A 23,249-nucleotide genomic window follows, 5' to 3' on the forward strand; every position below is an offset into this window, starting at 1 on the left:
AGTGCGGGCGGTATCGGCAAAAGGTGCCAGCGTACGGGAACGCGAGACAGAATCACATATCTCTACATCAATCTGTTTTGCGCCTAACATCTGTGTCAGTCAGGTACCCGGTCACCGGTCGGCCTGTCACAAACCGGCCTGCCGTGCATCGAAAGGAGGCGGGAGATGACGCTCTCCCGGCCATCCCGGCGCCGTTGGCGCCTCGGGCTCACCACCATCGCAGTAGCGACCGCCACGCTGGCGTTCGCCGCGCCGGCCAACGCCGAACCAGCGGAAGGCCAGATTCTCTACGCGGGCAGTGACAACACCGTCGCCGGCTCGTACATCGTGGTCTTCGACGAAGAGAAGGTGGACCACGGCGCGGTCGTGCGCACCGCCCGTACTCTCGCCGCGAAGCACGACGGCGCGGTGGCCCGCACCTACTCGACCGCGCTGCGCGGCTTCGAGGTCCGGCTGACCGAGAAGGCAGCCAAGCGCCTCGCCGCCCACCCCGCGGTCGACTACGTCCAGCAGAACCGCACCGTCACCCTCGCCGCGACCCAGACCCCCACCCCGTCCTGGGGCCTGGACCGCATCGACCAGACCGCGCTGCCGCTCGACGACAGCTACACCTACCCGAACTCCGGATCCGGCGTCACCGCGTACATCATCGACACCGGCATCCGGTTCTCCCACAACGACTTCGGCGGGCGGGCCGTCACCGGCTTCGACGCGGTCGACGGCGGCAGCGCCGACGACGGCAACGGGCACGGCACCCACGTCGCCGGCACCGTCGGCGGTACCGCGTACGGCGTGGCCAAGGACGTCACCCTGGTCGGTGTCCGGGTGCTGAACAACAGCGGCAGCGGCACCTACGCCGGGGTCATCGCCGGCATCGACTGGGTCACCGCCGACCACGCCGCAGGCGAACCGGCGGTGGCCAACATGAGCCTCGGCGGCGGCTTCGACCAAGGGGTCAACGACGCGGTGACCCGGTCGATCGCCGACGGAGTGGTCTACTCGCTCGCCGCCGGCAACAGCAACGCCAACGCTTGCAACTACTCGCCGGCCGCCACCCCCGACGCCATCACTGTCGGTGCCACCACCAGCACCGACGCCCGGGCCAGCTACTCCAACTGGGGTACCTGCCTGGACATCTTCGCCCCGGGCAGCAGCATCACCTCGGCCTGGCACACCAGCAACACGGCCACCAACACGATCAGCGGCACCTCGATGGCCGCCCCGCACGTCGCCGGGGCGGCAGCGCTGGCGTTGGCGGCCAACCCCGGCTACACCCCGCAGCAGATCGGTGACCTGCTGGTCGACGACGCCACCAGCAACGCGGTCAGCAACCCGGGCAGCGGGTCCCCGAACAAGCTGCTGTACATCGGCGACTTCGAGCCGCCCACCCAGGACTTCACCCTCGCGGTCACTCCGACCAGCGGCGCGGTCGACCCGGGCGACTCGGTGACCGCGACGGTCAGCACCACCACCGCGATCGGTGACCCGCACACCGTCGCCCTCGGCGTCACTGGGCTGCCGAGTGGTGCGACCGCGACATTCAGCCCGTCGTCGGTCACCTCCGGCGGCTCGTCGACGCTGACCATCGCCACCACCACCACCGGGGTCGCCACCGGCGTCTTCCCGCTGACCGTGGTGGGCACCGGACCGGAGACGGCCCAGTCGGCACCGTTCACCCTCACCGTCAACGGCCCGCCCGGCTGCTCGCAGACCAACTCGACCGACGTATCGATCAACGACAACAGTACGGTGGAGAGCTCGATCACCATCACCGGCTGCCCCGGAAACGCCAGCTCGACCAGCACCGTCGAGGTGAACATCTACCACACCTGGATCGGTGACCTGACCGTGTCGCTGATCGCCCCGGACGGCAGCATCAACGTGCTGCACAGCCGGTCTGGCGGCAGCACCGACAACATCTTCCAGACCTACACCCGGGACCTGTCCGGTGAGGTGGCCAACGGCACCTGGAAGCTGCGGGTGCAGGACTCGGCCAGCCTGGACACCGGCTACCTGGACAGCTGGACGCTGAACCTCTAGCCGAAACAGCGACGGACCTACCGGGATGTGCCCCGGTAGGTCCGTCGCTGTCGCTGCTCGGTCTCGCTGTCGCTGTCGCCGGTCAGCCTTCGAGTTCGTCGGCGAGGTCCTGCAGGTCCTGCAGGTCCTGCATCAGCTCGGCGAAGTCCGCCGTCTCGGCGGCCGGCGGTGCCTCGATGGTGACCGCCTTGCCGTAGTCGGTGTAGTTCATCGTCATGTCGGACATCGTGCCCATGACGAGCTTCACCCGACGTGGCTGGTACTGCTCGTCGACCCACACGTCGACGACGACCTCGGTGACCTCGGCGGTGGCGAGCTGCTCCTGGATGCCTTCGCGGATCTCGGCCTCGAACTGCTCCAGGTAGGTGTCCACCGGGGTGGCCGCGGTGTAGTGCACGGTCGGCACACCGTCGATGGTCTCCTCGCCGACGACGGTGACCTCCGCACCCTCCAGCAGGGTCCGGACGTTCTTCACCGGGTCCAGGCCTTCGAGCTGTTGGGCGAGGTCGTCCGAGGAGGCGCCGAGGGTGGAGAGGTCCATCTTGAACCACTTCTTGCCGTCCATCGACGCCTGCTCGGCCTCGGGGATGCTCACGTAGAACGCGGTGTCGATCACCCGGATGGTGATCTCGCCATCCTCGGGGTCGACCTGGGTCAGCTCAGCGGCCGGTGAGTCGCCGAAGCTGATGACGCCGCTGACGTCGACCGGTTCCCCACCGCTGGTGCCGGTCATCGTCACCGCCGCCGAGTTGGCGCTGGCGGTGGTCTCCACGGTCTTCTGCAACGAACCGGTGGCGTCGCTGGCGAGCTGCGCCAGCACGCCCGACGTCTCGGTGCCGCCTTCGTCCGTTGTGGCTGATGAGCCGCCACACGCGGTGACGGCGAGGACCGCTGCCGAGGCACCCGCGAGCAGCGCTGTCCTCATTGTAGTGTGCACGAAGTGAACTCCCAGTCGGTGTGTGCGTGGTTCTGACGGGCGGAAGCTTAGCCGCCGCGCCGTCGGCCCCTGTCCGCCGGGCCTGCTGGGTCAGGCCCGGCGGCGCCGGGGTGGCGGATCGGGTTCGGTGTCGTTGGCGCAGCCGCCGGCCGCGCTCAGTCCGTCTAGGAGAACCAGTACACCGAGGTTCCAAAGGCGGTGGCGGCGATCGTACGTCGGATGCTGCCCATGCTGCCTCCATCGGTGCGGGGGCGGGACCGCCAAAGCCTAGGGCGGCGTATCGACGCGCTCCACTTCCACCGTCGGTTGTTCCGCGATCCGCGCACCTCGACTGCCAGCGCATGTCCGGCATGAGCGAACAGTCAGGTAGATCACCGACGAGTGGGCACGCACCGCCCGATGTAGAGGCTGTGCGTGCCCACCGAGGAGTAAGCCGGTGGTCAGGAGACAGTCGGCGTCAGCTTGATCAACTCCCAGCCGCCCTCCGGCACGTCGTCGGTCGGATCGGTCCGCAGATTCATCGGGTTCGCCATGCCGAGGTACAACGTCGATCCGTCGGCCACCATCGTGCGGATGCCGTAGTTGAGGTAGTTGCCGCCCAGCCCCTGCGTGTCGACCGCGGTGGCCGGACGCAGGTTGGAGCCGAACATCCACAGGTCACCGCCGTACAGCTGCGGATCGATGGTGATCGGGTCGGGCCCGTCGGCCAACGCGGCGGCCGCCTGCGGATAGCCCATCTCGGCTACGGTCTGCGGCAGCAGGTCCTTGGCGAGGTAGCTCCAGTCCATCGTGCCGACAAACAGCCGGCCACCGGACACCGCCATCGTCCAGGTGTAGTTGTTGTAGATGTTGCCGAACCCCATGTGGCCGTACCGGGCCCGGTAGCCGGTCAGCGCCCAGCGCCAGGCACCGGCGCCGTCGTTCGCGTCGGCGTCGTACGCCGGCAGCACCGCCTCGCCGTACAGCAGGTCGACCCGCTGCGTCGTGGTGCCGAACCGCTTGCCCCGGAAGATGCTCACCGCCCGCTGCGACCGCTCCAGGGTCGTGCGGGCCGCCAGCTCGTCGACCGGCGGGTACGCCTCTGCCACCATCGCGGTCGACTTCATCGGCACGTGCATCGTGCCCCAGTAGAGGTACCCACGGTACGAGGCCAGCGCGCCGAGCCCGTACGAGCCGGCGATCACCGGATCCGGCTCGTAGGACGCGGCACTCCACACCTGCGTCCACCCGGCCGTGTCGTCGGGGGTCAGACCGGGCTCGGCGTCGGCCAGCGGAGGGCTCATCCACACCCCGGCGATGCCGGGGTCGGGCTCGTCGGTGACCCCGATGCGGCCGGGCCGCCGACCTTCGGCGGTACGCGCGCCGGCCGACCCGCTGCCAGCGGCCGACCAGGTGCTGACGAAGACCCGGCCGTCGTGCAGCTCCAGGTCGGCGACCTGCGCCGGCAACTGCCCGACCTCGACGAAGTTGAACGGGTCGGTACGGTCACCGGCCCAGCGCAGGATGTGCCCGCCGTCGCGACCGTTGGGGCCGACCCCGACTCCGGCGTACAGCACGTCGTCGGCGACCAGGAAGTTGCGGATGTTGCCGTACTGGGCGAAGTTGGCCGAGCCGAGATAGTCGCCAGTCACCGTGTCGAAGGCGAACATGCTCACCGTGGCCCCGAGCGCCGGCCCGGCCAGCAGCACCACGCCCTGATGCGTACCGCCGGCCCGCAGACCCAGCGTGCGGCGCAGCCGGGACAGGTCGTCGGGTGACGCGGAGGTGATGTCGCCGGTCTTCTCGGTCAACGTTGCGGAGGCCAGGTCGTAGACGTATGCCCGGGGCTGCCGGTGGTCACCGACGCTGACCGGCATGATCGGGTTTTCCTTCGCCACCTGGCTCTCGGCGAACTCGCACACGTAGTCGTCGGTCATCCGGGGATTCGGCAGGGAGAGCGTCGCCCCGGTGACGATGCAGTTGACGTTCGACCCGGTGCCGAACCACAGCCGGTTGTCGGCCTGGGCGAGCGACCACACGTACGCCTGGTTGACCTTGGCCTGGCCGGACTCGCACGGCGGCCCGGCCGGGTAGGGCAGGCCGATGCCGGCGAAGCATTCGTCCGGGGTTGCCTTGGCGAGCAGTTGCGTGTCGAACGCCGCTTCGCTGGGTGGAAGCAGCGGCTTGCCGGTGGCCGGTGACGGGGCCACGGCCAGAGCGGCGGGCAGAGCTATGAGGACGGCGGCGGACAGCAGGCGCCGTCGTGATGTCTGAAGCCAGCGCATCGATTCCCTTTCGGTCAGTGCGACCCGACCCGGTGCCGAAGGGCGAGGCCCGGGGTGGACGCTGCGCTGACAGTAAGCTAGATCGATTACCGGTCCATGTCCGACCTCCGGAAAGGTCCGTCGTGGCAGCCGCCGAGCTGTACCCCGGCCGGCCAGCGACGCCGTCGCCGGCCGGCCGGGGTACAGCTCAGGTTGGTTTCCCGAAGGCTCAGCCGCAGGCCGCGCCGTTGAGGGTGAACCCGCTGGGCGAGGAGCTGTTGCCGGTGTGGGTGGCCTGGAAGCCGATGCTGACCGAGCCTCCCGGTGGGATGGTGGGGTTGTAGCTGACGTTGGTCGCGGTCACCTGTCCGCTGGTCGGTGAGTACGTGGCGTTCCAGCCGGCCGTGATGGTCTGTCCGGGCGCGAGGGTGAACCTCAGCGACCAGCCGTTGACCGTGGCCGTGCCGGTGTTGGTGATGGTGATGTTGTCGACCAGGCCGGAGTTCCACGCGTCGACCGCGTTGGTCACCCGGCAGGCACCGGCCGGCGGGTTCGTGGTCGGCGGCGCGGTCGTGGGCGGTGCGGTGGTCGGTGGTGCGGTGGTGGGTGGTGCGGTGGTGGGTGGCGCCGTCGTGGTTCCTTCGGTGATGGTGATGGTGGAGATACTGCGTGCGGGGACGTCGACGGTGACCTGCCCGCCGCTGACGTTCACCGGCTGCGACTGGGCACTCTGGGTGCGGGAGGTGACGGTGTACTCGGCCGCCGAGATGTTCTGCGGGACCTGCACGACGGCGTCGTTGACGGCGCTGTTGGACCTGTTGAGCACCACCAGCGTGACCTTGCCCCGGCCCTGGTAGGCGGTGACCTCCAGGCCGGAGACCCGGGAACTCTTCGACAGGGCGACCCGCTGGTCACCCGGCCGGACGTACTTGGCGTACTGGGAGAAGGCGTAGCCGCGCCGCAGCGGCGCGCCTTTCGTGGTCCCGTACTGCGACTCGCCGTCACCGATGAAGGAATAGAATCGCCGGCCGTACCACCAGATGTACGCACTCCAGCCGACCTCCATCGACCGGTGTACGGTCCGCATGATGTCGTCCAGGGTTTCGTTCCAGACGGCCGTGTTGCTGGGGTCTCCCCAGATGTTCGAGCCGTTTCCGTCGGCGGCGTGCAGGTTCCACTCGGTCATCCACTGGGGCTTGCCGTACTGGTTGGCGAGCGGGTAGGGGGACAGGTTCCCGCTGTTCTCCGTGTCGTACAGGTGGCCGCCGACGTACCCGATGTTGTTGCGCGCGGCGGCGTCGTACAGCGTGGGGTCGCTGTACGAGCGGGCGAACCTCAGCGACTCACCGACCATGAGTTCGGTGTCCCGGATCGCGGCGCCGTGGTCGCGGACGAAGTTGCGCATCTCGGCGCCGGTCCAGTCCATCGAGTCGTAGTCGGGGTGCCAGTCCGGCTCGTTCTGGATCGAGGTCACGTCGATCGTGACGCCCTGACTCTTCATGTACTGCACGTAGTCGTTGAGGTGTGCGGCGTAGTCGTCGTAGTAGTCGGTCCTGAGCTTGCCGCCGTTGACCCGGCTGTTGTTGGTCTTGAAGTGCGCCGGAGCCGTCCACGGCGAAGTGAGGATCTTGACGTCGGAACCGTAGGACTTGGCGGTCTGGAGGCTGCTCACCGGCCAGCTCCACTCGCTCGACGTCGGTGACACGACGGTCCGCACGATCGACAGGCCGAGCTGCCCCTGGCCCATGCCGACGAGTGTCTGGGTCTCGCTGGTCGTCCATTGGTCGCCACCACTGCTGAAGATCGGGGTGGCGGCGCCGAAGCCGTCGATCGTCTGGTACGTCGAGCCGGTGTTGACGGTGATGTCGGGGGTGGCGGCGATCGACGGTGGGGCGGTCAGGACGCCCGCTGCGGTGACCGCGGCGGTCGCCGCCGCGAGCACTGCCGTCGCGCCGGCTCCGCGACGCAGCTGGGACGGTGGGATCTTGCCACGGGGGGTGAGCCTCATCGGGCTTCCTCTCTGCCGCCCGGCGCGATGCGGGCGGGACGGTCCGGTCCGTAACCGTTGCCCTCGGCTCGGATTGTTAGCGTTCACGCTCCCGCCCGTCAATCATAGACGACCCTCGTTGTGGCCGGGTGTCCGGCGGGGTGTCCGGCGGGGTGCCCGAGCCGCCTCGTCGCGCTGTCGGGTCTGGCGGGGCTTTGGGTGCCCTTCGGAATGCGCGGGCGAAACTCGTATATTTCCTATGGTGGCCCGGTCTGTCATGCGATTCGCGCATCGCTTTATGCTGCAAGAAAAGCCATTGAAGCGTGGCTATGTAAAGCCGTATGGTCATGTCACCTGGCAGGACTAACGGATGGTGGTGGTCTCAATGCGGAAGCTGCTCGGCTTCGTTGTGGCGCTGGTAATCGGCGTGGCCGCGACATTGTTCTTCGCCCCGTCGGCACAGGCGACGACGGCGACATTCACCCAGACAAGCTCCTGGTCGACCGGTTATGTCGCCGAGGTCGTCGTCACGAACGACTTCACCGTGCCGATCACCGGCTGGGAGTTGGCGTTCACGCTGCCGGCGGGGTCGACCGTCTCCAACGTATGGAATGCACAGATCGCGACCAGTACGCCGCACTACACCCTGATCAACACAAGCTGGAACGGATCGCTCGCGCCGGGTCAGTCCGTCGCCGTCGGGTTCGTGGTGACCGGCACCGGCCTGCCGACGATCCTCTGGCCGCTGTAGATTCCGCACTCCGGCGTCGGAGCGCCCGCGACGCTTCTGGTCGCTTCCGGCCCGACCGGTCACCCGGTCGGGCCGGTGTGATCTCGCCCATCTTCCGCCCCCGTGGGTGCCGGAAGATCCGCCCGGGGGATTGCGCACGCCGGTCCAGTGGTTACGGTCGGCTGACCGTACCGGTGGAAAAGCGGCGAGGTGACCTTGTCTGAGGTAGAACGGAATCGGCCGACCGTGGCGCAACGCGCCCGCCGTACCGTGGATGTGGCACGTTTCGCGAGGTGGCTGGCGGGTCCGGCCGGCACCGGGTTCATCGGCGTCTTCTTCACCGTCGGCACCGCCGCGTTCAGCGCGGCCGGCGGGATCGTCCCGGACCTGGCCGCCGATGGCTGGTCGCAGGGGCGGGACCGGGTCTGGTGGCTGGTCGTCTTTCTCGGCCTGGCGGTGGCTGCGGTCGCCGCCGGTGCGGCGCTGTGGTGGTGGCGCAACCGGCTGCGGGAGACCCGGGGCATCGCGTACGTCGTCAACGAGACGGCCGCCGAGTGGACCCCGGAGCAGAAGGAAGGCTTCCTGAGCGAGGTACGGGACCAGTTCGCCGTGTTCCGGCCGGTGCCGCCGCTGCGCAGCTTCGACCGGACGGCGGTGTGGCCGCACGGTGCGGAGGCGACCCGCTGGGGCAGTGACATGGACGCCGTGGTCCGGCACTTCCAGGTCGCGAACCATGACCCGGACGGACGGGACGCCGCGTTGGACCGGTCGCTGTTCGTGTGGGCACCGTGGCCGGTGGCGGTCGCGTTCGGACAGCGGACGACGGCGCTCAGCCGGGGCCGGGCGGTGCGGGTCCGCCAGCGGGACAGCTTCGGCCGGCAGGGGCCGGTGCGGGCACGACCGCTGCAGGACGACGGACATTCGTTCCAGCAGCAGATCGAGCGCCCCGGCGACGGGCTGTTCGGCGAGTTGAACGTGCGACGTCACCAGGTGCGGCTGCAGATCAGCCGCAACGGTCAGCCGGACCCGGCGGCCGGGCAGGAGCCGGTGCCCGATATCGCGCCGGGGACCGCACTGGAGTCGGTGCCGGAGGTGCTGCTCCTGGTGCTGCGGACCAACCACAACCGGTTCGGGCTGCTGCCGAGCCTGCCGGTGGACGTCACCGACCGGGCCGCCCACGACGACGCGGCGGCGGGCAGCCGCGAACCGGTCGTCTTCGAGCTGCACGACGCGGTCGGGCTGGGGCTGCCGGCGACCATGTCGACGGAGCTACGGGAGTGGCGTTACCTGCCGCCGCCCGGCGAGACCCTGCACCGGTGGGCGGACTATCCGGCGATCGTCGCGGCGGCGGCCCAGTGGGTGGCGGATCAGGCCGCCGCCGCGCCGGAGGCGATCGTCCTGCTCGGCGCGCAACTGCCGCAGGAGATCTCGGTCGGGCTCGGCATCTGGTCGGCCCGGCAGTACCGCTGGCCGCGGCACGTGTGGCCGATCTACTTCCAGCTCGGTGCGCAGTTCACGATCCCGCAGCTCGACCTGGGCCGCCCCACCTGACCCCGGGTCCGGTCGGTCATCGCCGACCGGCCATCGCCCGCCGGTCAAGGTCGGCGTCCGCCGGTCAGAGCCGGAACCCGGTGCAGTCCTCGGTCACCACGATGTGGAACGGGATGGTCTGAGTGTGTACGCCGTCGGTCACCTCGACCTCCGCGCTGCGCTTCGTCCCGAGCGGGAGCGCCGGCAGCAGCACGTTGATCGCCGAGCTGATCTGCGTGGGGCTGTCGTTCGACCCCGGGTAGATGGGATACGTCGAGACCGACGACCCGGCGGGCAGGTTGTTGGTGTCCGTTGCCAACTGCGGCCAGCTACCGACGAGCCTGATCAGGACGAGACTGCGCTGCCCGACGGTCGGCCGGGTGCAGATGGTCTGGCCTTCCTCCACCATGCCGGCGGCCTTCCAGGTCGGCTGACCGGCGGCGGTGCCGGTGCCGGTGGTGGCGGCGGCCGGGGTCGCCGATGTCGCGGTGCTGCCGGCGGCTGCGGCCGGCAGGCCACCGTACGTCACCGATGCCAGCGCGGCGGCCAGGCCGAGCGCGTACGCCATTGGGCGGTGCTTGGATCTCACGGCTGATCTCCTCAGGTCGGCGACCGACGGCACGCTGATCGCATCCCCCGAACGGGTGGATCAGGTGATCGCGACGGCCGGACTATAGTGGGCCTTTAGTCCACGTCGGCCACCTGTCTGTGTCAACGGTCGACCGGGGTATCCCCTTGGACGCGCCCCGGCCGACGGCGGCGGAGATATCTCTGACTATAGTCAGAGATCATGAGCTTGGAGTCCCGGATCCAGACCATCCGCGCGTTCAACCGCGACGTCACCGAACGACTCGGCGTGCTGGAGGACCGCTACCTGGCACGCGACCGACCGCTCAGCCTCGATCGTCTGCTGTGGGAGATCGGCACCGACGGCATCGAGGTCCGTGAGCTGCGCAGCCGCCTCGGGCTCGACTCCGGCTACACCAGCCGGCAGCTGCGCGCACTCGAGCAGGAAGGGCTGGTCGTCGTGTCCCCTTCGGAACACGACAGCCGGGTCCGCCGGGCCACCCTCACCCCGTCGGGGTTGGCGGAGCTGGCGGTGCTGGACCAGCTCTCCGACGAACTGGTCGGCACGATCCTGGCGCCGCTGACCGAGCGCCAACGCGACGAGCTCGCCGCTGCGACCGAGACAGTACGCCGCCTGTTCACCGCCTCCACGGTCGCGATCGCCGCCGCCGATCCGGCCTCGGAACCGGCGCGCCGGGCGGTCGACGCGTACCACCGCACGCTCGACGACCGGTTCGACGGCGGGTTCCGGCCCGACCGGGCGGTGCCCGCCGCCGACGACGCGCTGCGTCCCCCGTCCGGGCTGTTCCTGCTCGCGACGCTGAAGGACCGCCCCGTCGGATGCGTCGGCGTCACCAAGGCCGACGACACGTCAGCGGAGATCCGCCGGCTCTGGGTGTCGTCCGAGCTGCGCGGGCTGGGGATCGGGCGGCGGCTGCTCGCCGCGGCCGAGGACGCGGCGACGTCGCTCGGGGCGGGCGTCGTGCGACTGGACACCAACCGGTCCCTCACCGAGGCGATCGCCCTGTACCGGGCCGCCGGGTACGACGAGGCCGCCCCGTTCAACGACCAGCCGTACGCGCACCACTGGTTCGCCAAGTCGCTGACCGGCGAGTCGCTGCCCGGTGGCGGCGCCGGTGCCCCGCCCGGCCGGGTCGGGTTCCTCGGCCTGGGCATCATGGGGCTGCCGATGGCCCGCCGGCTCGCCCGCAGCGGCGTCGGGCTGACCGTGTGGAGCCGTACCCCGAAGCCCGACGACGAACTCAGGGCGGCCGGTGCCCGTACCGCCGCGAACGTCCCGGAGGTGTTCGCGCAGTGCGACACGGTGATCGTGATGCTGCGCAACGCGGACGCCGTCGACCAGGTCCTCCGCGACGTGCCTGGCGGGATCGCCCGCCTCGTCGCCGGACGCACGATCGTCAACATGGGAACGCTGTCCCCCGAGTACTCCAAGGCGCTGGCCGACGAGGTGGAGAAGGCCGGCGGACACTACGTCGAAGCCCCGGTCTCCGGCTCCCGCCGCCCGGCGGAGGACGGCAAACTGGTCGCCATGGTGGCGGGCCGACCCGACGACGTCCGGCGCACCGTCGCGCTGCTCGACCCGATGTGCGCGCAGGTCACCGTCTGCGGGCCGGTGCCGTCCGGGATCACGATGAAGCTCGCCGTCAACGTGTTCCTGATCGCCCTCGTGACCGGCCTCGCCGAGGCGTTCCACTTCGCCGACCGGCACGGTCTCGACCGGCAGCTGCTGCGTGGCATCCTCGACGCGGGGCAGATGTCCTCCCCGATCTCCCGGGTCAAGACCGCGAAGCTGGTCGGCGACGACCTCACCGCGCAGGCGGCCATCGCCGATGTGCGGATGAACGCCGAGCTCATCGTCGACGCGGCCGCCGCAGCGGGGACCGGTGTCCCGCTCAGCGAGCTGTGCCGGGCGCTCTACGCCGACGCGGTCAGCCGTGGCGACGGAGCCCTCGACATGGTCGGCGTCATCCGTACCATCGCCGCCGGACAGCAGCATCGCCGACGGTGACGACGGGACGGGGTGCGGTGTCCACCTGAGACGTGGGCCACGGCCGTCATCCGTGGCGGCGTCGCCAGTCACTCTCTTCCCGTTCCAGGGCCTGCTGCTCGGCGAGCCGGTGTTCGCGCAGCTGGTGCCGCGAGGCCCCGGACCGCCGGCTGTCGGCGGCGACACCGGCGACGGTGATCGCGGTGAGCAGCAGCAGCGCTGCGAACGCCGGGACCCGGTCGGCCACCGGTAGCAGCGCGGCGAGCAGCAGGACAGGTACGGCGAGGCTGGCGGAGACGCTGCGGACGGTCCGTAGCTGAAAGGCCGACAACGCCACCAGGTAGAGCAGCACCCCGCCGTAGAGCGCACGCAGGTGGATCGGCTCGAGCGGGGCGTCCTCGCCGGTCGACGACGCCCCGGCCAGGTAGGCCAACGTCTGCTTCAACCCGAGGGAGAGCAGGATGATGCCGAACAGCATGGGCAGATGCAGCAGGGTGTAGGCGTCGCGGGCGAGCCGGTCACGGGGTAGCCCGTGGGTGTGGTGCAGTACCTGCTCGGCGGCGTACGACCGGGTGTCGAAGTACGCCCACCACAGGGCGCAGATCAGGGCGATGCCGAGCAGCGTCGCGGTGATCACCGGAACGGTGCCCGGCGCCCCGATCGAAGCACCCGAGCCGAGCCCGAGCGACAGCAGCGCCTCACCGAACCCGATGAGGACGATCTGCGCGTGCCGCTCCGTCCAGTGCCCGGCGGAGACCACGGCGAACGGTTCGAGGCGGACGGTGGTCAGGTACGCGACACCGACGCCGAGCGTCCAGAGCAGCAGGAGCGTGGCGACGCCCTCGCCGGGCCACCCCAGGAGCGGTACCACTGCGGCGACGAACAGCAGTGCGGTACTGGCGGCCAGCACCGGCGTGTCCCTCCACCAGGTGCCCAGTAGTTCGGGGTGCGTCCTCGCGGCGACGCGCAGCGCCGCGGCTTCCAGCAACCAGATCAGCAGGTAGCAGGTGGGGAAAATGAACTCGCCGGGAATGACCTGTGGGACGCCGGGCTGTGCCTGCGGCGGTTCGTCGCCGAGGCCGGGCAGCGTCGCCACCGCGATGAAGACGATCGCCATGATGGTGAAGCCGTGGATCGGCATCATTCCCCAGTCGGCCCGGAGATTGTTTCCCAGCAGGGCGAACCGGGACCAGACCAGCCAGAGCACCGACAGGAGCAGAAAGATCGCCACCAGTCCGAACGGTTCGAGGTCCTCGACCGAGGCGGTGGTCACGTGGATGAAGGCGAACACGAAAACCAGGTCGTAGAACAACTCGAGGCGAGAGACCTTCATGCCCGGTGCGGCGGGCATGACCAGAGATGTCGGTTTTGTGGCTTCCACGACCGACAGTATGCGACGGAGACCGAGCCCGGAACGTTGAAGCGCCAAGTCGAGGGAACCGCCGTTGTCGTCAAACCGGCTCCGAGACAACCATGTGGGTTCCCTCGACCGGGTGGCGCGGCGGAAATCGGGTCAGGGTCAGGATCGGGAGCGGAGGCCGTCGAGGGACAGCAACGCGGTCGCGGCGGTGCTCGGATGCCGGCCGCTCGCGGTCGCCACCGCGATGTTCCAGTGCGGCGGGTCGGTGATCGGTACGAAGCGCGCGGCGGTCCGCTTGGTGGTGAAAAACTGTGGTACGACGGCGACGCCCAGCCCGTGACTGACCAGGTCGAGCAGCCAGTGCACATCGTTGACCTCGAACGCCACTCGCCGGTCGACACCGGCGGCGGTCAACGCCTGGTCGACGACGTCCCGGCTGATCCAGCCGGGGGAGAAGTCGACGAAGGTCTCACCGGACAGCTCGCCCAGGCCGACCTCGGCGCGTTCGCGCAGCGGATGGTCCGGCCCGCAGGCCAGCACCATCGGCTCGGCCCGGATCGGGGCCAGCGTCACGCCGGTCGGCGCGCTGGCGGGCGCCGACACGAACGCCAGGTCGAGGTCGCCGGTGCGGACCCGTTCGACCAGGTCCGGCGACCCGCCCTGGCGGAGTCGGATCTCCACGCCGGGGTGGGCGGCGTGGAACCGGGCCAGCGCCGCCGGCAGGTCGACCGCGCCCAGGCACTGCAGCGTGCCGACCGCCAGCCGGCCGCGCAGCAGCCCCCGGACCGCGGCCACCGCGTCCTTGGCGGCGGCGACGTTGGCCAGGGCGTGCCGGGCCTGGGTGAGCAGCGCCCGACCCTCGTTGGTCAACTCGACGCTGCGGGTGTTGCGGACGAACAGGCTGGCCCCCAGCTCACGTTCCAGCGAGCGGATGGAGGCCGACAGGCCGGACTGCGCGACGTGCATCCGCTCGGCTGCCCGGGTGAAATGCCGCTCCTCGGCGACCGCCACGAAGTACTCGAGCTGACGCAGCTCCACAATTCATCACCAAAACTGATCGCCGGGATCGGATCCTTCTGTTGGACAGCTTAACCACGGGGTAAGAGGGTGGAACCCGGGCGATGCGGCGGCCCGACCACCGCACGCCCCCGGACCGTCCCGCAGAGGAGACCTGATGAACACCCGCCACATCGGTGACGTCGGCGTCGGCGCGATCGGCCTCGGCGGCATGCCGATGTCGATCGAGGGCCGGCCCGACGAGCAGCGGTCGATCGCCACGATCCACGCCGCGCTGGACGCCGGTGTCACCCTGATCGACACCGCCGACGCCTACCACCTGTACGCCGACGACGTCGGCCACAACGAGTCACTGATCGCCCGCGCCGTGGCGACCTTCGGCGGTGACACGTCCGACGTGCTGATCGCCACGAAGGGCGGTCACCTGCGGCCCGGCGACGGCTCGTGGACCAAGAACGGCTCGCCCGACTACCTGAAGAGCGCCTGCGAGGCGTCGCTGAAACGGCTCGGCGTCGAAGCGATCGGCCTCTACCAGTTCCACCGGCCCGACCCCACCGTGCCGTACGCGGACTCGATCGGCGCCATCCGGGACCTGCTCGACGCCGGGAAGATCCGGCTGGCCGGCATCTCCAACGCCGACCCGGAGCAGATCCGGCTCGCCAACGACATCCTCGGCGGCCGGCTGGTCAGCGTACAGAATCAGTTCTCCCCGGCGTTCCGCTCCAGCGAGCCGGAGCTGACGCTCTGCGCCGAACTGGGCATCGCGTTCCTGCCGTGGAGCCCGCTCGGCGGCATCGGCAGCGCCGCCGACCTGGGGTCGCGGTTCGCGGTGTTCGCCGAGGTCGCGAAGGAGTACGGGGTCAGCCCGCAGCAGGTCTGCCTGGCCTGGCTGCTGGCGAAGGCACCGGTCGTGGTCCCGATCCCCGGGGCGTCGCGCCCGGAGACGATCCGTGACTCGGCCGCCGCCGCCGACCTGGAGCTGTCGGCCGAACACCTGGCCCGCCTCGACCAGCCCGCCTGACCGGCTAACCCGCCTGACCGACCGACCCGCCTGACCGACCAACCCGCGTCGCTGACCGGCCCGCCGTGGCCGGCCTGCGGGATGCGCAAGATCAACTGAAGGCCAGGTACCTGACAACCGCCGGTTAAGGTATCTGGCCTTCACTTGATCTTGTCTCGGCCAGGCGCTGCACCAACCTGACGAAGGTGACCGGCCGCTCGCCGGAGATCTGGAACAGCTCGACCGGCCGCCCGGTCAGGTCCCGATGCAACGGGCCGACCCGCTTCTCGGCGTCCGGCCAGGTCTGCGCGGTGTACCGGACGAACCGGACGGGCTGCCGTGCCGGGTGCCGCCCCGCAACGGGTGGGGCGGTGCCAGCGGCGTGCGCGTCGCCGTCGGTGTCGGCGGGGCCGTCTCCGTCAGGCTGCAGCAGACCGACGATGGCTTCCTGGCCGTCGACGCGGGCCCGGAGCAGCCAGCTGCCGGTCCACGCCCACAGATGGGTGTACGGCGGCGCCTGCGCCGGAAGCGATCCGATATGGAAGCCGGTGTAGTCGGCCCACGCGCACTGCGCGTCGCCGACGATCTCGGCCAACTCTGCCCATCCGATCCTGCCGTAGGCGGCCAGCCTGCATTCGCCGTGCGTGCCGACTCCGTCGCCGTTGCCCGTCCCGGTCATCCGGTGACCTCCTGCGTGTTCTGTGACAGCACCGGTGGCAGTGGCGTCGGGATCTGCGGGTCGACGACCCGTACACCGCCCAGGCCGCGACTGACCCGGGAACCGATCCCGATCAGACCGTCGTCGAGGTCACGCAGCACATGCGACAGGACGGTGCGTGCCCAGCCGGGCGTCGGTCCGACCGCGTCGACCGGCCCGTGCCGGCCGTCCGGGTCCAGCGAGTCGATCCGCAGCGTCAGCGTCCCGTCGACGACCGGCCGACTGCTGAACAGCAGCTGGTCGCGGGCACCACCGGTGACCCGGTCGATGCCGACCTGGGTGCGGCCGGCCGTCGTGGGTGTTTCGATCACCGAGTCGCGGAAGGCGAGCAGACCACGTCGACCGGGCGTGCCGAACAGGTGGCACACCCAGCAGAGCCGCTCGACGCCGTCGCAGCGATCGTCGACCGGGCAGAGCACCTCGGCCGGCGGTTCGTCGCCATGCAACGACCGCAGGATGTACTCGATCCGGGACCGGAACACCCCTTTCCACGCCGATCCGGGCACGATCGGTTGACCGCGACGGGTGCGGGACACCGCCGCCTTGTCCTGCTTCCCGCCGCCGATCAGCAGCCCGTCGACGATCTGCAACCTCACGCTGAGGTACGGCTCGACCTCGTCCGGGCCGGTCAGCGCCCGACCCGTACCGACCACCGCCTCGACCAGTGCCGGCCCGTCCAGCTCCAGCCAGGTCCGCAGCCCGTCCGGCGTACCCAGGTCAAGCTTGCCGACCCGCAGCGTGCGCAGCGTGGCCCGGCCGCCGCCGGTGCTGCGGTCCCGGCCGATCGCCGGCCGCCATCCGGCCAGCACCGCCAGATGCGCCTCGTCGAGCTCGCCGTCATGTCGCAGGTACGCGTGGACGGTCCCGCCCACGGCAACGGTCCGGCTGCGGCGCAGTTTCGAGGTGGCGGCGGCCCGCCGCTGCGGGTCGATCGCGGTCTGCCCGACGATCTCCACCAGCTCCGACCCCGTTGCGGCCGGTGGCTGCGCCGCCTGGTCGATGTCGGCCGGCGGACCGGCCGGGACGAACCGGGTGCCGAGCAGCCACAGCCGCGACGCGGTCAACGCGGTGGCCTCGTCGCGGTCCTTCGGCGGTCGGGGACCCATCAACGTCTCGTCGAGGTCGGCCACGGTGGACTGCCGGGCCAGGTGGGCGCGCAGCGAACCGGCCAGCGCCGAGCCCGGCGCCTGCGGATCCCCGTCGCCGCCGACCAGGACGTCCCGGTCGATGACGTCGTCGCCGCGCCGCACCGCGCCGACCGCCCAGCCCGGTTCGACGGCGATCTCGGCGACCAGGAAGGTCACGACCGGTCCACTCATCGTTGCCCTTCCCGCACGTAATAGTCGGCCCGCCGGTGCTCCACGACGGTGATCACGTCCCGCAGCTGCCGGACGGTCAGCTCGGTGGCCAGCGCGGCACTGATGCTGTCCTTCTGCCGGCCGGACAACTTCGCACCGGTGGGCTGCTGAAGCAGTTCACCGACGACCGCCCGCGGCACCGGCTGATCCTCGGGACAGACACCCTGCACGTCCCGCATGACGCCGAGCAGCCACCGCAGCTCGTAGTCCCGTAGCTGTAGCTTGTCCACCCACTCCGCCGGGTCGGCCGGCTTGTCTTGGTGCTCCTCGCCGGGCACTGTCGGCTGCCACGCCTCGGTGCAGACCTCGGCGACACCGAAGCCTTCGTCGCGGCGTAGGCCGAGCCCGTAGCGGACCGCGCGACGGCCGAACGCGGCCAGCGCCGCCGGTGCCCCGGTCAGCAGGTACGTCGAACCGGCCTCGGCGCACAGGTCGGCGGGTTTCGGCAGGTGGGAGGCGGCGTGCCAGCCGGACCAGGTCCCGGTGCGCACCCAGCGGCGGGTGACGGTGACGCCGGTGCCGGCCAGGTCCACCTCCGGCAGCGGCTCCGGCGCGGGCCGACCGGCGGCGTCGACGAACACGGCCGGGCTGGTCAGCCGCAGCACCAGCCGGTCGGTGTCGACCACCGGGTCGGCGGTCGACGCGGCAGCGGCGGTGTAGCCGGCGTGTCCGCCGACGGTGCGCCGGCCACCGACGCGCACCGCCCGGTCGGCGGTCAACCAGTCGACCGCCCAGCCGGGCAGCGGCTGCGCTCCGGGCCAGATCGAGCCTTCGAGGCGGGTCCCGACGGGCAGCGCTCCTCGTGCGTACAGCTCCTGGTCCTTGGCGGTGCCGGTCGTGCCGTCGATGCTGGTCCGGGTGGTGCGGGTCAGCCGCAGCCCCGGCGGCAGCTCCAGGGCGCCCTTGCCGGGCACGAGCGGGCCGTCACAGGACGGGCAGGTCTCGGCCGGCTCGGGGCCGAACGCCCGGTCGTCGACGAAGCCGCGGCAGGCCCGGTCGCGCGGATACTTGCACCGGTACGCCGACATCGGCACCCGGTTGCTGCCGGCGGGCAGCAGCGGGCCGTAGCGGACGCCGCTGTCGAACAGCAGCCGGAACCGTGCGGCGTCGGCCGGTTCGCACCGGTCCGGTGGCCCGTACTCGGCGATCCACGCGGCGGCGAGCGCCCCGCGCAGCACACTTCCCGGCACGTACGGGTGGCTTTCGGTGACGTAGCCGACCTCGGAGGTGACGCCGACGGCCAGCGGCTGACAGGCGGTCAGGGAGACCCGCAGCGGGTCGCCGCCGCTACCCGGTGCTGTGATGTCGCCGCTCATCGTCCCTCCCCGGTCCCGGCGTACCCGTCGGCGGTCCGCATCGCCAGCAGTGCCCGCGCGAGCCGCGCCGGGTCGTCGCCGTCGGTGTCGGTCGACGGGGTGACCGACACCCAGCCGAGGCCGCGCCGGCGGTCACCCCCGACGGCGGTGACCGCGCGGGCGCAGCCGAGCAGCACCTGCCGGTGCCGGTCCCGTTGCGGTGCGGGAAGCCAACCGGTCCGGGTGATCTCGAACGTCGCCGCCCGTACCAGGATCTCCTCGGCGATGGCGAGCGCCCCGTCGGCGACGGTGAAGGTGTCCGGGTCGATCCGGACGCGGGCGCGCCGGCGGACCCGGTCACGCTGCCAGTCGATCGGGTCGACGATGATCGCGTCGGACCAGCTCCACGGCGACGGCTGATGGCCGGCGCCGTACACCTGGTTGATGCAGTTGTCGGGCAGGCGGAGCAGGTCGCAGCCGGCGGAGCGCATCAGCCCCTTGAGGCTGCTGGCGGGCAGCGGCACCACCCGGTCGACGGTGCTGTCCGCGCCGTTGCCGGCCTGGCCGGTGGCCACCCGGAACGGGGTGTGGAAGGTGATCGTGAAACGCAGCGTGTCGGTCACTGCCACCACCTGACCAGGGAGAGTGCGTCGACGAGCCGGTCGGGGCCGCCGCTGGCGTCGAGCAGGTCACCGGCGGAGCGGAGACCGGCCAGCTGCAGCCGGCTGGCCTGGTTGGCGATCCGGGCGCGGCGGACCTGCTCCGAGCCGTCGCCGCCGCTGCCGGCCAGCCGCTCCAGCGCTGCCTTGGCTGACTGTTCCATCTCGGCGAGCTCGGTGAGCCAGTCGGCCCGGTCGGTCAGCTCGGGCAGGGTCCACGCGGCCCGGCCCGGCGGTCGTTGCTCCCCGTCGCGGTTGACGTCCAGCCAGGACACCGCCGGTGTCTGGCCGTGGTGGGCCTGCTTGGCGTGGCGCAGTGCCTGCTCGGCCAGTTCGACGCAGCGGCGGAACGGGAACGTGTGGTGCGCGAACACCACTCCGGCGGAGGCGCTCGGCCTGCGCAGCTCTGCCTCGTCGGCGATGCGCCGCATCCGTTCGCCGAAGGCGGTCAGGTAGGTGCGGACGAACGGCCAGGCCCGGTCGGCGGTCACCGAAACGAGCAGGTCGTCGCCGCCGACGACGTGCGGGATCACCGGCACCCGCTGCGGTCGCTGGCCGACGGCCATCGCCGCTCGGGTCGCGGCCAGCAGGGCGCCCCGGGTGGCCTGCGACACCTCCCGGGACACTCTGCGCTTCAGCTCGTCGTCGCCGGTGGCCAGCACGTCCCGGAACAGCGCGCCCATCGCGTTGCCGTCGGCGAAGACGGTCGCCAGATGATTCCGTTTGCGGCTCGGGCCGGGGATCTCCGCCAGGTCGGTGAAGGTCTCGACCACGTTGGTCGGGGTCAGTTCGAGCGCGTCCAGCAGCCGGAGTTCTGCGCTGACCGGCACTGCGCCGGTAAGCAGGCCTGGCTTCCGGTACCGGTCGTCGTACCGGCCGGCGCAGTCGGCGCACATCGGAACCTGCTTGCGTTCGTGCAGGTCCCGGTGGGTGACCCGAGGGTCGGCCCGGCACTGTTCGCAGGAGACCAGCAGCGGGAAGTCGCCCGGTGCGGGCAGGCTGTCGAGGTGTCCGGCGTCGTCGCCGGCCGCCGGGTCGTCCCCCCGGTCGGGCATGCGCCGGTGCGCCGCGACGTAGCTGTCGGCGGTGGCCCACGCGGCGGTCATCCGCAGCGCCGGCAGCTTGCCCCGCAACTCGGAGAACACGGCTTCGGCGACCGCCTGCGGCGGGCACCCGGGGGTGAGCTTCAGCGGCACCACACCGTCGGCCTCGCCGGCTTCGTCGTTGACCGACACCCCGGCCGCCCAGCCGTCACTGTTTTCCTGGAGACGCCGACGGAGCTCGTCGCGGTCGGTCAGGTCGCTCAGCCAGGCCGACGCCCCGCGCCGGCCTTTCAAGTCAGTGGTACGGCTGAGGTACGCCTGGATCGACTCCACCGCCACGTCCAGGTAGACACTCGTCACGACGACTTCCCCTCGCCGGGCTCGGATTCGCCGAAGATGGGCACGCGCTGGTCGGCGTCGGTCGGCTTCGGCAGCGGAACCAGTGGCCGCGGTTTCGCATTCTTGAGGAACTGGCCGGAGCTGCGCTTGAAGAACTCGAACGTCTGGTCGAACTCTCCGATCCTGCTGCCAGGCTGTTGTGGGCGGTCGTCCCAGCGCTCGCCCGGCGGATACCAGACGCGCTCCGGATCCACGGTCTCCTCGGCGAGCACCGCCGCCAGCGCCGGCCAGACGGCCTGTACCTCCGGCAGCGTGGCGTCGACGAAACGCTGAACGTAACGGTCGACGTCCGGGGTGACCGGGTCGGCGTCGCCGTACCGGCTCGCTGCCGTCGCGACCGTGAGGTCGGTGACGGTTGCCTGGCAGCTGCCCAGCCCGAGCGGCTTGCCGCCACCGAGCCGCAGCAGCAGTCGCCCGCGCTCGTCGGCCAGCGCCGGGATCCGGTGCGGTTCCAGCGCGGCGAGCAGCCCGCCGAGCGCGGCTTCGCTGAGGTTGTCGAAGGTGATCCGCTGGATCAGTACGGTGCCGGCGGGCGCGAGACCCACGTTTTCCTTCACCATGTCACCGGTCTGGTACGGCCGGGCGATGTGCCGCTGCCACCCCTGCGGCTGGCGCAGCGGATCGGCGTGCCAGTAGAACTTGCGACCTGCCATCTGCCGCAGGGAAGCACCCTGATCGGGCACGGCACCCCACTCGCGGGTCGGCGGGTCGTCCTCGCGCTTGGCCGGATCGGTGCGTGGCAGCTGCAGGTAGAACTGGCCGGCACCGGGTCGCGGGTTACCCAACGGCGCCCGCCGGATCCGGGTCAACGGCACCGGCGCGGCGCTGACCGCGTCGCCGAAGCGGACATGTCCGGCATACGCCCGCTGGGCGGCGCGCTCGTCGGTGTCGCGCGGATCGGGGTCGACCGAGCCGAATGCCTGGCAGGACGGGCAGAGGCTCTTCCAGTCGGTGCAGGGGCGCAGGTGCTTCGGCACCCGCTCGCCCATCGGCCCGTCACCGGGGTGCCGCCAGACTTGGGCCAGCCGCAGGCCGGTGACCTCGCTTCCGGTGTGGCGTACCCAGATCAGGTCGTCGCACTCCAGCCGGTCTCGTGTACGTTTACGCCTTCCGATGAGCCGGCCGCGGAACGTTACCGCTGGATCGACGGGCGGGTCAGCTGCCTGGTTGGAGCGTCCCCTGTCGGCGGCGCGGGCCTGCTGGACCTCCTTCGCACCGGCGACTGCCTGCCGGAACCGCAGCCAGGCGCTCTCGGCGACCGGAACCGGTGGCGTCGCCGGGTCGAGGTGACCGCAGGCGGCGAAGTAGGAGGTGTCGACTTCCTTCTTGGTCTCCGGGTGCTTACGCTTTATCGGTCGGGCACCGGCGTCGGAGAGCAGCACATGCCAGTCGCCGCCGCTGGTCACCGCTTCGTCAGCGGCCAGTTCGTAGCGGCCAAGACTGTTCATCTTCGCGGGCGGCCGAAGGTCGACCAGACAACCGGTACGCAGATCCTCTGCCTGGTACGCCTGGTGCAGCTGCTCTGAGCGGACCCAGACGACCTGGTCGCAGGGGCGCACCGTCAGCGGTTGACCCTCCTGTGTGGTGTCGACCACTCGGGCAAGGGTCCACTCGGGTCCGGGGGACTTCACCGGATCCCTGTAGGACGGCACGTACTCGTTGTCGAAGACCCGCAGACACCCGCCAGCGAGGTTCTCGTGCAGCGAGCGGACCGCCCCTTTCACCGAGGCGCCCTGCAGCCGCAGCAATTCATTGCTGGACGAGCCGTCTGGTGCCTGCAATGGCGAGGTGAACTCCCACCGTACGGTGAACCAGCCGGACAGGTGGCCGGGGCGCATCGCGGCGTGCCCGGCCGGCTCATTCCGCTCGATGCGCTCCGGAAACGGCACGAACGTGTACGGGTTGACGAACGTGCTGTCCTTCCGGTCCTGCTCGGCTGCGACCCGATCCTCCTCGGCCCGTTTCTCCTGACGGGCGGCTTTCGCCGCCTTCGCCGTAGCCTTGCGCTCCGCGTCGGCGGTAAGCCATTGACTCAGCCCGCCTTCGACCTGCCAGCAGCCGACCAGGCCGTCGATCCGGCCACCGAAGTAGTAGAACCGGCCTTGACGGTTGAGCATCTCGATGTGATTGCCGTCCTGCAGGCCCACATCGTCAAGAGGCAGCGAGGTCGCCGCCGACTTGTGCCCGCTGCTTGGACTCAGCTGGGCCTGCCCATTCTTGAAGGTGACCCGGCATTCGACGGCGGCTGTCCCGGTCATCTCAAGCAGGATCACATCACCGTCGATCGCCAACTCGCCAAGTTGAGGTAATGCCCCCTTGGCGTGGGCTTCGTCGATCTCGGCGGCGTCAGCTGCATCG

General features: G+C 70.6%; 17 protein-coding genes. 5 read left to right on the plus strand and 12 right to left on the minus strand.

Features of this window, described 5'->3' with window-relative positions:
- Nucleotides 1-165: 165 nt before the first annotated feature.
- Nucleotides 166-2,040 carry a S8 family peptidase gene (locus tag EDC02_RS06815; protein ID WP_123601220.1) on the plus strand — a complete coding sequence of 625 codons (1,875 nt, stop codon included), beginning with the start codon at nt 166-168 and terminating at the stop codon, nt 2,038-2,040.
- An 82-nt stretch (nt 2,041-2,122) separates the two neighbouring features.
- Here the strand turns inward: EDC02_RS06815 and EDC02_RS06820 are convergent, their stop codons facing one another.
- The 3 genes from EDC02_RS06820 to EDC02_RS06830 form a co-directional block, all read right to left on the minus strand.
- The gene (locus EDC02_RS06820) at nt 2,123-2,977 is read right to left on the minus strand and encodes a hypothetical protein (protein WP_148083352.1); all 855 of its coding nucleotides are present in this window, start codon (nt 2,975-2,977) and stop codon (nt 2,123-2,125) included.
- Nucleotides 2,978-3,417: 440 nt separating this feature from the next.
- Nucleotides 3,418-5,241 carry a hypothetical protein gene (locus EDC02_RS06825; protein ID WP_123601222.1) on the minus strand — a complete coding sequence of 608 codons (1,824 nt, stop codon included), beginning with the start codon at nt 5,239-5,241 and terminating at the stop codon, nt 3,418-3,420.
- Between the two features lie 208 nt (nt 5,242-5,449).
- Complete coding sequence (locus EDC02_RS06830) at nt 5,450-7,228, minus strand: cellulose binding domain-containing protein (protein ID WP_123601223.1); 1,779 nt, start codon at nt 7,226-7,228, stop codon at nt 5,450-5,452.
- Between the two features lie 364 nt (nt 7,229-7,592).
- On the opposite strand from EDC02_RS06830, the gene EDC02_RS06835 reads away from it, so the two are divergent.
- Together EDC02_RS06835 and EDC02_RS06840 are read left to right on the plus strand one after the other, a co-directional pair.
- Nucleotides 7,593-7,958 (plus strand): cellulose binding domain-containing protein, encoded by a 366-nt coding sequence (locus EDC02_RS06835; RefSeq protein WP_158632078.1) that lies wholly within the window; start codon nt 7,593-7,595, stop codon nt 7,956-7,958.
- A gap of 225 nt (nt 7,959-8,183) precedes the next feature.
- The gene (locus EDC02_RS06840) at nt 8,184-9,488 is read left to right on the plus strand and encodes a hypothetical protein (RefSeq protein WP_158632079.1); all 1,305 of its coding nucleotides are present in this window, start codon (nt 8,184-8,186) and stop codon (nt 9,486-9,488) included.
- Between the two features lie 64 nt (nt 9,489-9,552).
- On the opposite strand, the gene EDC02_RS06845 is transcribed toward EDC02_RS06840, so the two are convergent.
- Entirely contained in the window at nt 9,553-10,056 is a 504-nt protein-coding gene (locus EDC02_RS06845) for a DUF5980 family protein (protein ID WP_148083353.1), read from the minus strand.
- Nucleotides 10,057-10,257: 201 nt separating this feature from the next.
- Here EDC02_RS06845 and EDC02_RS41370 point away from each other — a divergent pair, with 201 nt between their 5' ends.
- Nucleotides 10,258-12,063: a GNAT family N-acetyltransferase gene (locus EDC02_RS41370; RefSeq protein ID WP_233605776.1), complete on the plus strand. Its 1,806-nt coding sequence runs from the start codon at nt 10,258-10,260 to the stop codon at nt 12,061-12,063.
- A 46-nt stretch (nt 12,064-12,109) separates the two neighbouring features.
- On the opposite strand, the gene EDC02_RS06860 is transcribed toward EDC02_RS41370, so the two are convergent.
- Together EDC02_RS06860 and EDC02_RS06865 are read right to left on the minus strand one after the other, a co-directional pair.
- The gene (locus EDC02_RS06860; protein WP_148083354.1) at nt 12,110-13,423 is read right to left on the minus strand and encodes a low temperature requirement protein A; all 1,314 of its coding nucleotides are present in this window, start codon (nt 13,421-13,423) and stop codon (nt 12,110-12,112) included.
- A gap of 138 nt (nt 13,424-13,561) precedes the next feature.
- Nucleotides 13,562-14,440 (minus strand): LysR family transcriptional regulator, encoded by an 879-nt coding sequence (locus tag EDC02_RS06865; RefSeq protein WP_123601228.1) that lies wholly within the window; start codon nt 14,438-14,440, stop codon nt 13,562-13,564.
- Between the two features lie 136 nt (nt 14,441-14,576).
- Between EDC02_RS06865 and EDC02_RS06870 the strand changes: the two genes are divergently transcribed.
- Entirely contained in the window at nt 14,577-15,440 is an 864-nt protein-coding gene (locus EDC02_RS06870) for an aldo/keto reductase (RefSeq protein ID WP_123601229.1), read from the plus strand.
- Nucleotides 15,441-15,564: 124 nt separating this feature from the next.
- Here the strand turns inward: EDC02_RS06870 and EDC02_RS06875 are convergent, their stop codons facing one another.
- From EDC02_RS06875 to EDC02_RS06900, 6 genes are read right to left on the minus strand one after another with little or no spacing between them, the layout of a single operon-like run.
- A complete protein-coding gene (locus EDC02_RS06875; RefSeq protein WP_123601230.1) occupies nt 15,565-16,098 on the minus strand; it encodes a hypothetical protein in 534 nt (177 codons plus the stop codon).
- The gene (locus EDC02_RS06880) at nt 16,095-17,456 is read right to left on the minus strand and encodes an RAMP superfamily CRISPR-associated protein (RefSeq protein WP_123601231.1); all 1,362 of its coding nucleotides are present in this window, start codon (nt 17,454-17,456) and stop codon (nt 16,095-16,097) included. Before EDC02_RS06880 ends, EDC02_RS06875 begins: the two co-directional genes overlap by 4 nt.
- The gene (locus tag EDC02_RS06885) at nt 17,453-18,811 is read right to left on the minus strand and encodes an RAMP superfamily CRISPR-associated protein (protein WP_123601232.1); all 1,359 of its coding nucleotides are present in this window, start codon (nt 18,809-18,811) and stop codon (nt 17,453-17,455) included. Before EDC02_RS06885 ends, EDC02_RS06880 begins: the two co-directional genes overlap by 4 nt.
- On the minus strand, nt 18,808-19,413 hold the full coding sequence (locus EDC02_RS06890) for an RAMP superfamily CRISPR-associated protein (RefSeq protein WP_158632080.1): 606 nt from the start codon (nt 19,411-19,413) through the stop codon (nt 18,808-18,810). The genes EDC02_RS06885 and EDC02_RS06890 overlap by 4 nt, the downstream gene beginning before the upstream one ends.
- Nucleotides 19,410-20,852 (minus strand): hypothetical protein, encoded by a 1,443-nt coding sequence (locus EDC02_RS06895; protein WP_123601234.1) that lies wholly within the window; start codon nt 20,850-20,852, stop codon nt 19,410-19,412. Before EDC02_RS06895 ends, EDC02_RS06890 begins: the two co-directional genes overlap by 4 nt.
- Complete coding sequence (locus EDC02_RS06900) at nt 20,849-23,149, minus strand: RAMP superfamily CRISPR-associated protein (RefSeq protein ID WP_148083355.1); 2,301 nt, start codon at nt 23,147-23,149, stop codon at nt 20,849-20,851. Before EDC02_RS06900 ends, EDC02_RS06895 begins: the two co-directional genes overlap by 4 nt.
- Nucleotides 23,150-23,249: the final 100 nt, after the last annotated feature.

This window comes from Micromonospora sp. Llam0 (genome assembly GCF_003751085.1).
Classification (GTDB): Bacteria; Actinomycetota; Actinomycetes; order Mycobacteriales; family Micromonosporaceae; genus Micromonospora_E.

Coding starts and splice junctions, on each gene's coding strand:
- EDC02_RS06815 (WP_123601220.1), top strand. CDS start 166: ATGACGCTCTCCCGGCCATCCCGGCGCCGTTGGCGCCTCGGGCTCACC.
- EDC02_RS06825 (WP_123601222.1), bottom strand. CDS start 5,241: ATGCGCTGGCTTCAGACATCACGACGGCGCCTGCTGTCCGCCGCCGTC.
- EDC02_RS06830 (WP_123601223.1), bottom strand. CDS start 7,228: ATGAGGCTCACCCCCCGTGGCAAGATCCCACCGTCCCAGCTGCGTCGC.
- EDC02_RS06835 (WP_158632078.1), top strand. CDS start 7,593: ATGCGGAAGCTGCTCGGCTTCGTTGTGGCGCTGGTAATCGGCGTGGCC.
- EDC02_RS41370 (WP_233605776.1), top strand. CDS start 10,258: ATGAGCTTGGAGTCCCGGATCCAGACCATCCGCGCGTTCAACCGCGAC.
- EDC02_RS06870 (WP_123601229.1), top strand. CDS start 14,577: ATGAACACCCGCCACATCGGTGACGTCGGCGTCGGCGCGATCGGCCTC.
- EDC02_RS06875 (WP_123601230.1), bottom strand. CDS start 16,098: ATGACCGGGACGGGCAACGGCGACGGAGTCGGCACGCACGGCGAATGC.
- EDC02_RS06880 (WP_123601231.1), bottom strand. CDS start 17,456: ATGAGTGGACCGGTCGTGACCTTCCTGGTCGCCGAGATCGCCGTCGAA.
- EDC02_RS06885 (WP_123601232.1), bottom strand. CDS start 18,811: ATGAGCGGCGACATCACAGCACCGGGTAGCGGCGGCGACCCGCTGCGG.
- EDC02_RS06900 (WP_148083355.1), bottom strand. CDS start 23,149: ATGACCGGGACAGCCGCCGTCGAATGCCGGGTCACCTTCAAGAATGGG.